We start from the raw sequence: 14,533 nt of genomic DNA, 5'->3' as shown, positions 1-14,533 counted from the left end.
TCAGCAGTATCTGTCGATCACTTTAACTTGCGAATGGCCTTTAAGGTTCTGCCATTCGGTATTAAGCGTGTGAAAGACCTGCTCGATAAAGTTGCGATCGGCGGCGGCTTTCTTGCCGACATAACCCTGGCCGCGGCGGTACATCTTCAGGCGCGCTGCCAGTTCACGGTTATTCTTGTCGAACTCTTCTTCCACGGTATGGGGCGCCAGGCAGTCAATATGGACCTGGCCCGATTTACCAATCCAGAGGATATGGTCGTCGAGCGTGTCTTTCTGCGCTGCGAACATCTCAGCCAATTCATCGATAGTTGGTTGGTTGTTCAGATTCATGTGTAAGCCCCTTGACCAGTTGGCGATCTTTAGTTGATCCGTTAAAACTACTCAGTTGTCTCCGGCTCAGAAAACCGGGCGTCAGCGACTGTCTGCCGAATACGGGCAGGGTCTTGAACCGATGCATGTAGTCTTGCTGATGAACTGCTACGCAATGGTTTCATAACGAAGACAAGCAGCGTTTGAGCTCCTTGTACCGATCCTTTCGGGCCGGTCAGCTTCATCAATCTGCCTTGTGGGCAGTGCACATCCGGAAAAAACAGCTCGGCGGTCAGACGAGCTTGTTCAAAACGCTTGTTACCAACGCTCCCGATCCGGGAGACGCTTGAATCATGCAATTACAAAATGGTTACGTCAACGATTATGTAGTGATTATTTTTGAGCACTACATAAATCCCCGTGGGACGGGGATGAGAGCGGAAACCGTGACTTGAGCGTCATTTTCTGGAAGTCGAGTCGGGTATGAAAACTGTAGGAGCGAGCTTGCTCGCGAAGATATCGTCAACGATAACGCGGGGCTTCTGAGAGTCAGCGGGGCCCTCAGGTTTTTCGCGAGCAAGCTCGCTCCTACAGGAGGTGCTCCACCAACAACGGCAGCAGGCGCTCGCAGGAGGCTTCGATCTTGAGTTGCAGCAACTCATCGCCCCGTGTCTTGCCCAGATTGATGGCAATCACGGGCTTGCCCTGCTCAACCATCGCCTTGCACAACCGAAACGCTGAATACGCCATCAACGACGAACCCACCACCAGCAAGCCTTCTGCTTCGTCCACGGCCGCCATCGCCTTGGCGGCGGTGCCCTGGGCGACGTTCTCGCCGAAAAACACCACATCCGGTTTCAACCGTTGCCCGCCACAATGGGGGCAGCGGGGCACCTGGAAGCGTCCTTCAAAGGCCGGGTCCAGCAGGGTGTCACCGTCCGGCGCCTGAACCGCGTCCACCCCTGCCAGGTACGGATTCTCAGCTTCCATCTGGCGCTGGATCAGATCCCGTTCGCTGGTCTGCTGGCAATCCAGGCACAGCACCCGGTGCAGGCTGCCGTGGAGTTCGATCACGTCATGGCTGCCGGCCTGGTCGTGCAGGGTGTCGACGTTCTGGGTGATAAGCCCGGTAATGCGCTGGCGCTGCTGCAAGCTGGCCAGTGCGATATGCGCAGCGTTCGGCTGTGCGACACGCACCCTCGGCCAGCCGAGCATCGCCCGAGCCCAGTAGCGGCGGCGTGCTTCCGGGGTCGCGAGGAACTCCTGGTACATCATCGGCGCCTTGCCCCGGCGCACGCCTTCGCTGTCCCGGTAGTCGGGAATGCCCGAAGAGGTGCTGATACCCGCACCCGTCAGTACCAGGAAGCGCCGTTCGGCCATGGCCCGGTGCAAGGTAACGAGGTGGTCATCGACCTGATGTTGCAGGGTATCGAGCATGGGTTCCCCAATGATTATTCGCCGCGAATGTACTGCTCCAGCTGTTTGATCAGGTCGGCCTGTTCGGCAATGGCTTCCTTGACCAGGTCGCCGATGGACAGCAAGCCAAGCAACTCGCCGTTCTCCACCACAGGCAGGTGCCGCAGATGTCGGTCAGTCATGATAGTCATGCAGGTCTCGACAGTCTGGTGAGTGTCGACGGTGATCACCGGCGAATTCATGATCTCGTGGGCTTTGGTCGCCACCGAAGACAATCCATGGAGGATGACCTTACGGGCATAGTCTCGTTCACTGATGATGCCCACCACCTTCCCGTCCTGGAGCACTGGCAAGGCCCCGACGTTTTTCGAAGCCATCACGATCAAGGCCTCAAATACCGTATGGTCGTGGGGGATGGTGTGGACTTGCTGGTTTTGCTGGTCTTTGGACTTCAGCACTTGGGCAACGGTTTTCATGGAGGCCACTCCGGTGTTGTTATTGTTGGGAGGTTAGCAGGCCCTACAGAATCCTGGATGGCCTGCAGCAGGGCAAGGTCCAAAGCGGCATACATCCCGTCGAAAAACGTCATTGACGCGACTTTTCAGTGCCTCTCAGCCTTTGTTTGCCGGTTTCGCCGCCCGCTTCGGGCTGGTGGCTGTCTTGCGCTTGGCCGGTTTGCGTTTGTTTTTCCACGGTGCAGCGCCACGTCCTGCCGGGCTGGCCGGGCCGCTGATGGTCAGGCGCATGCCGGTGCAGCGGGTGACTTGCTTGCTCATCCACGCCGCCTGTTTGGCGACGAATTCTTCCAGGCTCATCTCTCCGCTTTGCACCATGTCCAGTGCTTGCTCCCAAATGGCCGTGGTGCCGGGGTCGGCGATTGCCCGGGGCACCGCATCGATCAGGCTGAACGCGGCAGGCGTTGCCGACAGCGCCTTGCCGTTTTTCACCAGGTAACCGCGATCCAGCAGGCCCTGGATAATCCCGGCGCGGGTGGCTTCGGTGCCGATCCCGGTGGTGTCCTTGAGCTTTTGCTTGAGCAGCGGGTCTTCCACCAGCTTGGCGACGTTTTTCATCGCCTTGATCAAGTCGCCTTCGGTGAAGGGCTTGGGCGGCTGGGTCCACAGGTCCTTGAGGTTGACCTTGGCCACGGCGTAATCCTGGCCTTGAACCAATTTTGGCAAGGACTGCGGCGCAGGTACTTCACGGCCTTTGGCCGGTGCCAATGCTTCCGGCAATGCGCGTTTCCAGCCAGGCTCCACGATGACTTTGCCGACAGCCCGCAAGGCTTCACCGGCGCAGTCGAAATCGGCCTGGGTACGGTCGTACTCGTGGTTGGGCAGGAACTGCGCGAGGTAGCGGGCACGAATCAAGGTGTAGACGGCGCGATGCTTGCCGGTCAGTTGCCCGACATCCTTGCCGGCGCCGGTGGGAATGATGCCGTGGTGTGCGCTGACCTTGGCGTCGTTCCAGGCCCGTGAGCGCCGTTGTGGGTCCATGTGCGGCATCAACGCGTTCACTGCCGGATCGGCCCGGCCCAGCGCCGCGAGAATTTTCGGCGCGTCGCCGTGCTGGCTAAGGGGCAGGTAGCCGCAATCGCTGCGCGGGTAAGTAATCACTTTGTGGGTTTCGTAGAGCGACTGCGCAACATCCAGGGTTTCCTGAGCGCCGAGGCCGAGTTTTTTCGAGCAGATTTCCTGCAAGGTGCCGAGGTCGAAGGGCAGGGGCGCCACGTCGCGCATCCGTTCGGTACGCAGTTTGATCAGGCGCGCACTGGCGGCGTTGCTCATGGCGTTGGCGGCGTCCCGGGCGACTTGAGGATTGAGGCAGCGGCCCTGATCATCACAGGCGTCTTCGGTTGCGCGCCATTGCGCAGTGAAGGTGATGTTGTCGTGGAGCAAATCCACATCGATGGCCCAATAAGCGACGGGTACAAAGTCGGCAATGCTGCGGTCCCGGTCTACCACCAAGCGCAGGGTCGGGGTTTGCACCCGACCTACCGGCAACACGCCCTGATAACCGGACTGTTGGCCCAGCAGGGTAAACAGGCGGCTCATGTTCATCCCGATCAGCCAGTCGGCGCGGGAGCGGCCAAGGGCCGAATGGTAGAGGCTGAAGGTTTCCGCACCGGGCTTCAATGAGGACAGGGCCTTGCGGATCGATGCATCATCGAGTGCCGAGAGCCACAGCCGTTGGATGGGGCCGCGATAACGGCAGTGCTCCACCAGTTCCCGGGCGATCATCTCGCCCTCGCGGTCGGCATCGGTGGCGATTACCAATTCCTGGGCTTCCCCCAGCAGGCGCTTGACTGCCTTGAACTGGCTGGCGGTCTTGGGCTTGACCAGCATCTTCCACTTCTCGGGGATGATTGGCAGGTCGGCCAGCACCCAGCGCTTGTACTTGGCGTCGTAGCTGTCGGGCGGGGCGGTTTCCAGCAGGTGGCCGATGCACCAGGTCACGGTAACGCCTGAACCCAGCCAACAACCGTCGCCACGCCGGGTCGCGCCGAGCACGGCGGCGATATCCTTGGCCTGGGACGGTTTTTCACAGAGGAACAGCCGCATGGTCACCACATTCGCTACGAAATTGAATGGGGAGCAGGATGGGCAATAAATCAGAATTGGGCAACTTTTATCTGGATGGATATACAGCAATTTGTGTGTCTGGTGCTAAACCCAATGTGGGAGCGGGCTTGCTCGCGAAAGCGGTGTATCAGTCAACCTATCCGGCGACTGACACTCCGCTTTCGCGAGCAAGCCCGCTCCCACACTGAATATCCAGTGTCAGCCGGATCGACGTTTAGTTATTGTCGATATCCACGTTCTTGGTCTCTTTCAGGCAAATCAGCCCGACGATCAAGCTCACCCCGGTAATCACCACCGGGTACCACAGGCCGTAGAAGATATCGCCGGTGTACACCACCAGCGCAAACGACACCGTCGGCAGGAACCCGCCAAACCAGCCGTTACCAATGTGGTAAGGCAGCGACAACGAGGTGTAGCGGATACGCGTCGGGAACAGCTCCACCATCAGCGCCGCCAGCGGGCCGTAGCACATGGCGGCGATCAGGATCAGTGCCACGATCAGCACCACCACCATGGTTTTGTTGACCTGCGCCACGTCAGCCGACTGCGGATAACCCGCCAGCGTCACCGCGCCTTTCAGGGCAGCCTCGTCGTAACCATCGATACGCACATCACCCACGCTCACCTGCACCGCACTGCCGGCCGGGGCGGCTGCGCTTTCGTACGGCAGGCCCTGTTTCACCAGGAAGGTCTTGACCTTGTCGCACGGGCTGTCAAAACGCGCCTTGCCTACCGGGTCGAACTGGAAGGTGCAGGTGGCTGGATCCGCCAACACCGTGATCGGAGACTGGCGGCTCGCGTGGTCCATCGCCGGGTTGGTGTAGTGGGCCAGGCCCTTGAAGATCGGGAAGTACAATGCGGTTGCCAGCAGCAGGCCGACCATCAACACCGGCTTGCGCCCCAGCTTGTCCGAGAGCCAGCCGAAGAAGATGAAGAACGGCGCGCCAATCACCACGCTGATGATCAGCAGCATGTTGGCCAGTGCCGGGTCCATCTTCAAAAATTGCGTGAGGAAGAACAGCACATAAAACTGCGCGGCATAGAACGTCACCGCTTGGCCGGCGTTGATGCTGAACAGCGCAATCAGCACGATCTTGAGGTTTTCCCATTTGCCGAACGACTCGCGGATCGGCGCCTTGCTGGCCTTGCCTTCCTCTTTCATTTTCAGGAACGCCGGCGACTCGTGCAGGCTCATGCGGATCCAGGTGGAAATGCCCAGCAGCACGATCGACAGCAGGAACGGCAGGCGCCAGCCCCACACTTCGAACTGGTCACCGGTGAAATAACGGCACGCCAGCACCACCAGCAGCGACAGCAACAGGCCGAGGGTCGCGGTGGATTGAATCCAACTGGTGTGGAAGCCGCGTTTGCCCGCCGGGGCATGCTCGGCCACGTAAGTGGCTGCGCCGCCGTACTCGCCGCCCAGCGCCAGGCCCTGGAGCATGCGCAGCGCCACGAGGATGATCGGTGCAGCGATGCCGATGCTTGAATAGGTCGGCAGCAGGCCCACGCAGAAAGTCGCCAGGCCCATCAGGACGATGGTGGCGAGGAAAGTGTACTTGCGGCCGATCATGTCACCCAGCCGACCGAACACCAGCGCGCCGAACGGGCGCACCACAAAGCCGGCCGCGAAGGCCATCAGGGCGAAGATAAACGCCGTGGTGTCGTTGACCCCGGCAAAGAACTGCTTGCTGATCACCGCCGCGAGGGCGCCGTAGAGGAAAAAGTCATACCACTCGAACACCGTCCCGAGGGAGGAGGCGAAGATGACTTTCTGCGTGTCGTTGCTCGAGCGTGCGCCGAGCGCCGGGTCCAGGGGTTGAGCGTGTTCTGACATTGGGTAGCCCTCACAGTGATTATTTATTGTTGTTCCACTGTCGGCGCCAGCTTCAGCGCCGCTATTCCACTGTAGGAGCGAGCTTGCTCGCGAAGAATGCAAAGACACTGCGTTAATCCGGAATGCACGCGTTATCGTTGACGTTTTTCGCGAGCAAGCTCGCTCCTACAGGTCTAGCCGGTAAGGTAAGTTCAAGCCGGTAAGGTCAGTTCTTTCTCCGGTGCGAGGCTCCTTGTGTTCGGCGAAAGGATAAGCTGCGCGGCTTTTTCCGCGATCATCAGCGTGGGTGAGCAGGTGTTGCCGGAAGTAATACGTGGCATGACTGACGCGTCGGCGATGCGCAGGCCGGGAACACCGTGCACCCGCAGTTGCGCGTCGACCACCGCCTCCTTGTCGCTGCCCATGCGGCAGGTGCCCACTGGATGGAAAATCGTGGTGCCGATGCGGGCGGCGGCTTCCTGCAGTTGTTCGTCGGTTTGCAGTTCTTCGCCGGGCAGGTATTCCACCGGGTTGAATTGCTTCAGGGCCGGCGCCGAAACGATGCGTCGGGTCAGGCGAATGGCGTCGGCGGCCACCCGCAGGTCTTCCGGATGGCTGAGGTAGTTGGGGCGGATCAACGGCGCGTCTGCCGGGTTGGCCGAGCGAATGTCGATGCGGCCACGGCTTTGCGGGCGCAGGTCACACACCGAGGCGGTAAAGGCCGCAAAGGCGTGCAGCGGTTCGCCGAAGCGCTCCAGGGACAGCGGTTGCACGTGGTATTCGAGGTTGGCCGACGTCTGTTCCGGCCCGGAGCGGGCGAACGCGCCCAACTGGCTGGGGGCCATGGACAGCGGGCCGCTGCGGTCGTACAGATAGCGCAGGCCCATGCCCATCTTGCCCAACACGGTACCGGCGATCTGGTTCAGGGTGCGGGCGTTTTCCAGCTTGTAGATCAGGCGCAGTTGCAAGTGATCCTGCAGGTTGCCACCGACGCCGGGCAACTCGTGCAGCACCTCGATGCCCAAGGGCTTGAGCACGCTGGAAGGGCCAATGCCGGAGCGTTGCAGAATGCCGGGCGAACCCACCGAACCGGCGCACAGGATGATTTCCTTGCGCGCCCGCCATGTGACGGCCTGGCCTTGCTGGCGAGCAACCACTGAGGTGGCGCGCCCGTTCTCCAGCAGCACGCGGTCGACTTCAACCTCCGTCATCACCGTCAGGTTGGGCCGCTGGCGGATCGGTTTGAGAAACGCCTTGGCCGCATTCCAGCGCACCCCGGATTTCTGATTGACCTGGAAGTAGCCACAGCCTTCGTTGTCGCCCTGGTTGAAGTCGCTGATGCTCTCGATTCCACTCTGCTGTGCCGCATCGCGAAACGCATCGAGGATCGGCCAGTGCAGGCGCTGTTGTTCAACCCGCCACTCCCCGCCATCACTGTGGAATTCCGAGGCGCCGGCAAAATGGTTTTCGCTTTGCTTGAACAGTGGCAGCACATCTTTCCAGGCCCAGCCGGGATTGTCCTCGGCCCAGCCGTCGTAATCCCGGGCCTGGCCGCGCATGTAGATCATGCCGTTGATCGACGAACAACCGCCGAGCACCTTGCCTCGTGGATAGCTCAGCGCACGGCCTTGCAGGCCTTCCTGGGCTTCGGTCTTGAAGCACCAGTCGGTGCGTGGGTTGCCGATGCAGAACAGGTAGCCGACGGGAATATGGATCCAGGGATAGTTATCGCGACCGCCGGCTTCAAGCAGCAACACGCGGTGGGCAGGGTTGGCAGACAGTCGATTGGCCAGCAGGCAGCCTGCGGGGCCGGCGCCTACCACCACGTAATCGTATTCAGCAGCTGCAGAATGCATCTGTGACCTCGCTTGTTTTTCTTATTGGCTCCATCCTAGTTGTTAGTTTTCGTCTTAAAAATGTTAGTTTTTACCCAGCTGCTGTGCGTTTTTAGACAGCGATGCTTTTGAGGTGGAGAGCGGAGGCGGCATGTTCGACTGGAATGATCTGCGGTTCTTTCTTGAGTTACAGCGTAGCGGACGCCTGCTCACGGCGGCGCAACGTTTGAAAACCACCCACGCCACCGTGGCCCGGCACATTGAGGCCATCGAGAAAAGCCTCGGCACCGCGCTGTTCGTGCAGCACGCACAGGGATACGAGCTCACGCCTTCCGGCGAAGCCCTGCTCAAACACGCCGAAGCCATGGAAAACGTGGCACTGCTGGCCGAAGAAGAACTGACCCATTCCGCCGCGCCCCTGGGCAAGATCCGCCTCGGTGTTGCCGAGGGTTTGGGCGTGATGTTCCTCGCCAGCCGCATGGGCGGCCTGTTCGAACGCTACCCGGGCCTGGAAGTGGAACTGCTGGCGGTGCCGCGCTTCGTCAGCATCCTCAACCGCGAAGCGGAAATCAGCATCCACCTGGAACGCCCCAGCGTCGACCAACTGGTGACCCGCAAACTCACCGACTACCGCCTGGCCCTCTACGCCAGCCGCAGCTACCTGGACCGTACGCCACCGATTGAAAAGCGCGAGGATTTGGCCGTCCATGCCTGGATCGATTACGTCGACGACTTGCTGTTCAGCCAGGAATTGAAATTCCTCAGCAGCTTCTGCCGCAACCCCAAAGTGGTGTTCCACAGCACCAGCGTGATCGCCCAGCACCAGGCCGCGCGCTCGGGGTTGGGGATTGCCGTGTTGCCGTGCTTCATGGCAGCAAGCGACCCGGATCTGGTGCCGCTGCTGCCGGGGGAGAGCATCCAGCGCAGCTACTGGATCAGCTCCCGGCGCGAGTTGCACAAGTCGGTAAGGTTGCGAGTGTTGTGGGATTACCTGGTGGAACTGTGCGCGCGGGAGCAAGGGGTTTTGTTGGGAGAGGGTTAGATTTTCACCACCTGGTGCACCTGCTCACCACAGGCCCGGATTTCATTGATCATCTTTTCAAACGGCGCGCTGACAATTTCATCGTGAGTCAGCCAGCGTATCTTCTGCACCAAGAGGTAGTGATAACGCCATTCACCCTTGACGCGTTCACCCGTCAGGTCCAGGTCGTACCACGGCGAGTGCACCTGGCAGGCCTTGATGTCCTTGCCGATCTGGCCACCCGACAGTGTGATGGTGTAATCCAGCATCTCGGGGTTGCCTACATACAAGTCGGCCAGTTGCCCGTTGCGCCGATAGTTGAGCAGCCCGTCCCATTTCTCCTGCAGCAAGGCATCGTTGTAGATGTGGTCATTGCCTAAGGGCTCCAGGGGCCGCATGTCCGTCAGGGTGGCGCTTACCTTATAGCTGGCCGGGATCAAAAACGCCGTGGCGGGGCGGTTGACCTGGCAGTCGGTGATCTGTTTGCCGAAGTTGTCGCAGATGTTCTGGTCGCTGGCGGTAGCGCCTTGCTGGCGGTCGGCGAGGCTCAGTTGCATCAGCGGCATACCGCGAAAATCAACGGTGGCTGAGACGCGGGCGGTGCCCTGGGCATCAAAGCGTTCCTGCTTGTCGAGGATCAACGTGGTGGCGGCAGGTTGCAGCGGGATGTGTTCTTCACGTACCTGGCCCTCGGCGTTGGTCACCAACACCCAGCGGTCCTGGATGTCGGGCAGGGTCTGGCCTGGGGCGAAGACCGGGTTGGTCGGGTCCAGCCACCACACCTGGCCATCGACTTCGGCGCGGACAATGGCGTGGTTCGGCGCGCCGGTGCCGGGAATCAGCAGCGGGTTGACCACATCACCGCGGCTGACCCAGGCGGGTTCGGCCTTGATCCCGCTGGCCTTGAGCATGGCCGCCAGCAGCGTCGAAAGGTCTTTGCAGTCGCCGTAGCCGTGTTGTTCGATCTCGGCCAGGCTGAAAGGTACATAGCCGCGATCCGACGCACGCCAATCGCCCAGGTAACGGTAGTGGTCGTTGATGTGCTGCATCAGGCCGGCCACTTGTTGCGCCGGCGGCAGGCCGCGAACGGCGGCCACGGCGGCGGCGCCCTGGGGCGGTAGCTTGGCGCTGAGGATCTGGTTGTAGCGTTCGGCGAAGTTGCCGAAGTACTGCTGGCGATCCAGGGAGCTGCCGACTTCGATGCGCGGGGCGTGACGAATGTAGGCGTTGGCGGATTCGTTGATGTAGCTGAGGTAGGTCGGAGCCTTTTGCACCACGTCCAGGGTCTTGCGATTGGCCGATGGGGTAATGCTGAAACCCTCCATCAATTCGCTGCGCCACTCGATGGGCCGCTCGGCGGTGAAGCGTGCCTTGAAGTGGTCACGTCGTGCAGCGCTGGGGCCGAACTGCAGGGCGTAGTAGAACTCGGTCATCAGCGGTTTGGCGGGATAGTGTTCGCGCACCGTATAGCGGATTTGCGTGCCGACCCGCAGGTTGGGGAATGCCAGGGAGGTCTGTTTTTCTCGGGAGAATCCCTGGTCAGGATTGGGCGCGGTGCGGGTGTCGATTTGTGCCTGATCCAAGGGCACCGGTTTGCCGCCGGGCTGGGTGGACTCGGCCTTGACCAGTTCAAAGCCGTCCTCTTCCTGATAGCTGAAGTCGATCCGCGAGAGCATTTCCCGGCCGCTCGGCTTGAGGATGGTGTAGTGGTAGCGGGTGGTGCAGTCGACGCTGGCGTCGCGGTTGAAGTGGCAATGCAGCTCGGTGTCGCTGGCCAGCGGGGCTTCGGCCATCGGTTGCAGGGCGGCAAACGCGCTGTGGCTGGCAAGCCCCCAGCTGATGCAGATCAGGGGACGGTAAAACGAAAAACGGTGCATGGGCGCCTCAGGTGGAACATTGACACAAGTACCCAGGGGGTACCGAGAAGGCGCCGGATGATAATGGATCGCAACACGAATGCCTAGCATTGTCGGACAATAATTTTCGCTGAAAGGCCCGAGATAGAGCCTTCGTTAATATTTTAAGGATTATTTTGCGAGCTCAAACTCGACACTTCCCAGCCGTTCGCCGTTCACCAACACGTGCACCGCGTGCTTGCCGGGATAGTGCTTGCGTGTGGTCAATTCACGAATATGTTGGCCACGGCTGATGGCGTGATGTTCCCCGGCGCCCAGGGTAAACGCCTTGAGCTTGAACACCTTGGACGCGCTGTGACCGGCGCTTTTCACATAGTCGATGGCGTAGTCCACCACCAGCTTTTGCGAGGTGTCGGCGATGGATTCCAGGCTGAAGGACAGGTTGATCCGGTCCCCCAGGTTGATCACCGCCGGTTCGACTTTCAGCTGATGGAGCTTCACCTCTGCCTTGGCCCCCGCACCCATGATCGTCAGCGCCCGGGTGTTGCCTTGCTTGATCAAACTGCGCAAGGCGTGGCGGGCGATCCAGGCGGTGTGGGGATTGTCCAGGGACCAGCCTTCGATCAAGGTCAGCACCCAATCAGGATGGTCCTTGGTGATGTCGTTGAGGTGGTTGGCCACTGACTTGCGCACGTAGAGGCTGCTGTCGGCCTTGAGGTTGTCGAGGATCGAGGCGCACAGGTTCGGGTCGGCCTGCACCTCGGCCAGGCGAAACGACCATGGCAGCCGTGGCCGTGAACCTTCACTGGCGAGGCGCCGTACGTGTTCGTTGTCATCCAGCGACCACTGTTGCATCACCGCCAGGGTGCGCTTGAAATCCTTCAGCAGGAAATACCGCACGGCAAACTCGGCAGAGCCGAAGGTGGTGAAGTACTTGAGCGCCGCAATGGAACGCTTGAAATCATCGCCGCCGTAGCTGGCAACGAAGTGGGGCAGGAACAGGCTGACAAAGGCGCTGTTCAGGCGGGGCGCCAGGGCATACAGCAACTTCAGCGTCTGGGGGTAATCCAGCGGGATCACGGCGTGCAGGCTTTCGCTGACCCGGGCCATGCGCTGCATCACCGATAGGTCTGCCAACCCGGCCTTGGCGTGTTTGAGAAAGCCCTTGGCGTCGAACGCCGGGTACACCGCGGTCATTTCGGTGGCGATGTGTTGCAGGCGTTCGGCGTTGAAGATTTCCTTCAGGGCCGGGGCGCTTTGGTCGGTCATGGGCAAGTCCGCGGGTAGCCAGAGATGCCCAAGAGGCTAACCATCAGAGTCTAGAGATACCAGCGATATTCCCGCGCATGAATTTCCTGCTGGAATGCCAGGTGGTCCTGGCGTTTGTTTTCGCAATACACGTCGACAAACTCGGCGCCCAGGCCTTCGCGCAACGCCGGCTGATGCTGCATGGCGCGCACGGCCTCAAGCATCTCCAGGGGGAAATTCGTGCCGCTGTTGCGGTCTTCGTTCAGCGGTGCGATGGGTTCTTTGGCCGCCTCAAGACCGTGTTCAAGCCCCACCAGAATCGCCGCCAGTACCAGGTACGGATTGGCATCGGCACTCGCCAGGCGATGTTCGATGCGCAGGTTGCGCGGGTCGGATTCAGGGATTCGCACACATGCGTCGCGATCCTCGTAACCCCAGCACGCGCGGGTTGCCGCGTTGACCGTGCCGCCGAGCCGGCGGAAGGCGTTGTGGTTGGGCGAGAAGATCGGCATGCAATGGGGCAGCAGTTCCAGGCAGCCGGCCACGGCGTGGCGCAGCGGTTGCTGCTGATGGGCCGCCAGCAGGTTATTGCCCGCCGCGTCGTACAGGCTGACATGCACATGCATGCCGCTGCCGGGATGTTGCAGGTAGGGCTTGGCCATGAAGCTGGCGCGATAGCCGTGCTTGAGGGCCACGCCACGGGTGCTGCGGCAGAACAGGGCGGCCCAGTCAGCGGCGCGCAGGCCGTCTTCCAGGTGGCCGAAATTGATTTCGAACTGGCCGGGGCCGAGTTCGGCGGTGATCACCGTGATGTCGATGCCCTGGGCCTTGGCGGTCTCGACCATGTCGTCCAGCACCGGGGCGAAACGCGACAGGCGCTCGATGTGCAGGTTGGGCTGGTCGTCGGCGTCATCGCTCAGCGGGTCGCGGGCGAATTGCGGCAGGCCGTCGCTGAGCTTTTTATCGAACAGGTAGAACTCCAGCTCAAACGCCACCACCGGGTGAATGCCTTTGTGGTACAGGCGCTCCAGCACTTTGGCCAGCACTTCTCGGGGTTCGAATTCGATGGGCGCTTCGGTGCCGTCGGAGGTGATCAGCATCTGCCCCAGCGGCTGGGCTTCCCAGCTCACCGGCTTGAGGGTGCCGGGCACCAGGCGGCGGTTGGCGTCGGGGTCACCGTCGTGAAAGCAATAGTCACCGATCTTGAACAAACCGCCCTGGGCACCCAGCAGCACTGCGTTCTGCGGCAGTTTCAGTGGGCTGCCGGCGGCGACCTTTTCCAGCATGTCCACCGGGTAGCGCTTGCCGTAGAAATGCCCGGGAATGTCCAGGGCAATCAGGTCGACATAACGCACATCGGGATGGTTCTGGCGAAAGGTCCGGACTTCGGCCAGCAGCGTGGAGGAATGGCTTTTCACGGATGACGCTCCTTGGTGTGCCTTCAGTTGTAGACCCACAGCACGCGGGCTGGCAGGTCAGTCAGGTTGCCGTAGCGGCAGTGGGCGAAACTGGCCAGGTGGAAGCTGTCACCCGGGCGCAAGGTAACCGAGTCGGCCTCGCCCTCAACCCACAGTGTCAACTCGCCTTCCAGTACATAACCGGCCTGTTCGGCACGGTCGCTCATGGTCTGTTCGCCACTGTTGGCGCCGGGGGCCAATAGGCTGTCGAGCATCGAGAACGCGCCGTGCATGCTCGGCGACACCAGGATGTCGGTGATGCCGTTGGCGTAATACACCGTGCGCCGTTCATTGGGGCGCGTGACCCAGTTCACGGCCTTCGGTTTGGACAAACTGTAGAAGTAGGTGGTGGGCACACCGAGGGCATGGCTGATAGCGGTCAGATCGGCCACGGTAGGGCGCGACAGGCCACGTTCAACCTGGGACAGGAAGCCCACGGAACGCTCGATCTTTTGCGCGAGTTGCGCCAGGGTGAGCTTCTTGTGCTTGCGCAGGTCGTGGATCAGGATCGCCAGGGCGTCGAGTTCTTCTTGCTTGTCCATAGGCGTTTCGTGAAATTCTTATTAAGAAATTTCATGAAAAATTACAGGATTAATTTCATGGAGGCAATGGGTATGGAGTTGGCGGAGCATTTACGCAGCCTGGAACAGGAGCTGCATCAATGCACCACCCGTGCAGATGCGGCGCGCTTGTCGGTGCTGCTGGCGGATGATTTCGTCGAATTTGGCGCCAGTGGCAATGTGTGGGCCAGCAAGGCCGAGGTGATCGAGGGGCTGCAGGATGAGATGTTTTCAGCCCGTAGTATCAGTGACTTTGCTCTGAAGATGCTGGCCGAAGGCGTGGCGTTGGTGACGTATCGCTGTCAGCGGGCGGCGACTGAGGCCAATGCGGCGGGGGAGTCGTTGCGCAGTTCGGTATGGCGCGTGAGCGGCGGGCAGTGGCAGATGGTGTTTCATCAGGGCACGCCGACGCGTCAGCGTGCACCTGTGTAAG

12 protein-coding genes are annotated in these 14,533 nt (G+C 60.9%); 2 read left to right on the top strand and 10 right to left on the bottom strand.

The window, feature by feature from the left end; translation table 11 throughout:
- The 6 genes from HBJ59_RS08770 to HBJ59_RS08745 all read right to left on the bottom strand — a co-directional run bounded on the left by HBJ59_RS08770 (nt 1) and on the right by HBJ59_RS08745 (nt 7,979).
- Entirely contained in the window at nt 1-330 is a 330-nt protein-coding gene (locus HBJ59_RS08770) for a hypothetical protein (RefSeq protein WP_076016889.1), read from the bottom strand.
- A gap of 567 nt (nt 331-897) precedes the next feature.
- Complete coding sequence (locus tag HBJ59_RS08765; RefSeq protein WP_167663286.1) at nt 898-1,746, bottom strand: NAD-dependent protein deacetylase; 849 nt, start codon at nt 1,744-1,746, stop codon at nt 898-900.
- 14 nt (nt 1,747-1,760) lie between these two features.
- On the bottom strand, nt 1,761-2,201 hold the full coding sequence (locus HBJ59_RS08760; protein WP_010172262.1) for a CBS domain-containing protein: 441 nt from the start codon (nt 2,199-2,201) through the stop codon (nt 1,761-1,763).
- A gap of 135 nt (nt 2,202-2,336) precedes the next feature.
- Nucleotides 2,337-4,286, bottom strand: coding sequence for a DNA topoisomerase III (locus tag HBJ59_RS08755; RefSeq protein ID WP_167663285.1), 1,950 nt, complete (start codon nt 4,284-4,286; stop codon nt 2,337-2,339).
- 235 nt (nt 4,287-4,521) lie between these two features.
- Nucleotides 4,522-6,144 (bottom strand): MFS transporter, encoded by a 1,623-nt coding sequence (locus tag HBJ59_RS08750; protein WP_167663284.1) that lies wholly within the window; start codon nt 6,142-6,144, stop codon nt 4,522-4,524.
- A gap of 191 nt (nt 6,145-6,335) precedes the next feature.
- Nucleotides 6,336-7,979 (bottom strand): GMC family oxidoreductase, encoded by a 1,644-nt coding sequence (locus HBJ59_RS08745; protein ID WP_076016893.1) that lies wholly within the window; start codon nt 7,977-7,979, stop codon nt 6,336-6,338.
- 130 nt (nt 7,980-8,109) lie between these two features.
- Between HBJ59_RS08745 and HBJ59_RS08740 the strand changes: the two genes are divergently transcribed.
- Nucleotides 8,110-9,000, top strand: a complete 891-nt coding sequence (locus HBJ59_RS08740) for a LysR family transcriptional regulator (RefSeq protein WP_010172253.1) — start codon at nt 8,110-8,112, stop codon at nt 8,998-9,000.
- Here HBJ59_RS08740 and HBJ59_RS08735 read toward each other — a convergent pair.
- From HBJ59_RS08735 to HBJ59_RS08720, 4 genes are all read right to left on the bottom strand, one after another.
- A complete protein-coding gene (locus HBJ59_RS08735) occupies nt 8,997-10,856 on the bottom strand; it encodes a DUF3857 domain-containing transglutaminase family protein (protein ID WP_167663283.1) in 1,860 nt (619 codons plus the stop codon). The genes HBJ59_RS08740 and HBJ59_RS08735 overlap by 4 nt on opposite strands.
- 150 nt (nt 10,857-11,006) lie before the next feature.
- A complete protein-coding gene (locus HBJ59_RS08730) occupies nt 11,007-12,104 on the bottom strand; it encodes a DNA alkylation repair protein (RefSeq protein WP_167663282.1) in 1,098 nt (365 codons plus the stop codon).
- Between the two features lie 50 nt (nt 12,105-12,154).
- The gene (locus tag HBJ59_RS08725; protein ID WP_076016897.1) at nt 12,155-13,501 is read right to left on the bottom strand and encodes a glutamine synthetase family protein; all 1,347 of its coding nucleotides are present in this window, start codon (nt 13,499-13,501) and stop codon (nt 12,155-12,157) included.
- 23 nt (nt 13,502-13,524) lie between these two features.
- Complete coding sequence (locus HBJ59_RS08720; RefSeq protein WP_076016898.1) at nt 13,525-14,082, bottom strand: helix-turn-helix domain-containing protein; 558 nt, start codon at nt 14,080-14,082, stop codon at nt 13,525-13,527.
- 57 nt (nt 14,083-14,139) lie between these two features.
- Between HBJ59_RS08720 and HBJ59_RS08715 the strand changes: the two genes are divergently transcribed.
- A complete protein-coding gene (locus HBJ59_RS08715; protein WP_256576955.1) occupies nt 14,140-14,532 on the top strand; it encodes a DUF4440 domain-containing protein in 393 nt (130 codons plus the stop codon).
- Nucleotide 14,533 lies beyond the last annotated feature (1 nt).

This window comes from Pseudomonas sp. AN3A02 (genome assembly GCF_011765255.1).
GTDB lineage: Bacteria > Pseudomonadota > Gammaproteobacteria > Pseudomonadales > Pseudomonadaceae > Aquipseudomonas.
Note: the sequence above shows the minus strand (reverse complement) of the source record. Positions and strands in the feature narration are given on the sequence as shown.

Bases quoted from the DNA above. Each gene is read 5' to 3' on its own strand.
- HBJ59_RS08740 (WP_010172253.1), top strand. From the start codon at position 8,110: ATGTTCGACTGGAATGATCTGCGGTTCTTTCTTGAGTTACAGCGTAGC.
- HBJ59_RS08765 (WP_167663286.1), bottom strand. From the start codon at position 1,746: ATGCTCGATACCCTGCAACATCAGGTCGATGACCACCTCGTTACCTTG.
- HBJ59_RS08735 (WP_167663283.1), bottom strand. From the start codon at position 10,856: ATGCACCGTTTTTCGTTTTACCGTCCCCTGATCTGCATCAGCTGGGGG.
- HBJ59_RS08750 (WP_167663284.1), bottom strand. From the start codon at position 6,144: ATGTCAGAACACGCTCAACCCCTGGACCCGGCGCTCGGCGCACGCTCG.
- HBJ59_RS08760 (WP_010172262.1), bottom strand. From the start codon at position 2,201: ATGAAAACCGTTGCCCAAGTGCTGAAGTCCAAAGACCAGCAAAACCAG.
- HBJ59_RS08755 (WP_167663285.1), bottom strand. From the start codon at position 4,286: ATGCGGCTGTTCCTCTGTGAAAAACCGTCCCAGGCCAAGGATATCGCC.
- HBJ59_RS08715 (WP_256576955.1), top strand. From the start codon at position 14,140: ATGGAGGCAATGGGTATGGAGTTGGCGGAGCATTTACGCAGCCTGGAA.
- HBJ59_RS08730 (WP_167663282.1), bottom strand. From the start codon at position 12,104: ATGACCGACCAAAGCGCCCCGGCCCTGAAGGAAATCTTCAACGCCGAA.
- HBJ59_RS08745 (WP_076016893.1), bottom strand. From the start codon at position 7,979: ATGCATTCTGCAGCTGCTGAATACGATTACGTGGTGGTAGGCGCCGGC.
- HBJ59_RS08770 (WP_076016889.1), bottom strand. From the start codon at position 330: ATGAATCTGAACAACCAACCAACTATCGATGAATTGGCTGAGATGTTC.
- HBJ59_RS08720 (WP_076016898.1), bottom strand. From the start codon at position 14,082: ATGGACAAGCAAGAAGAACTCGACGCCCTGGCGATCCTGATCCACGAC.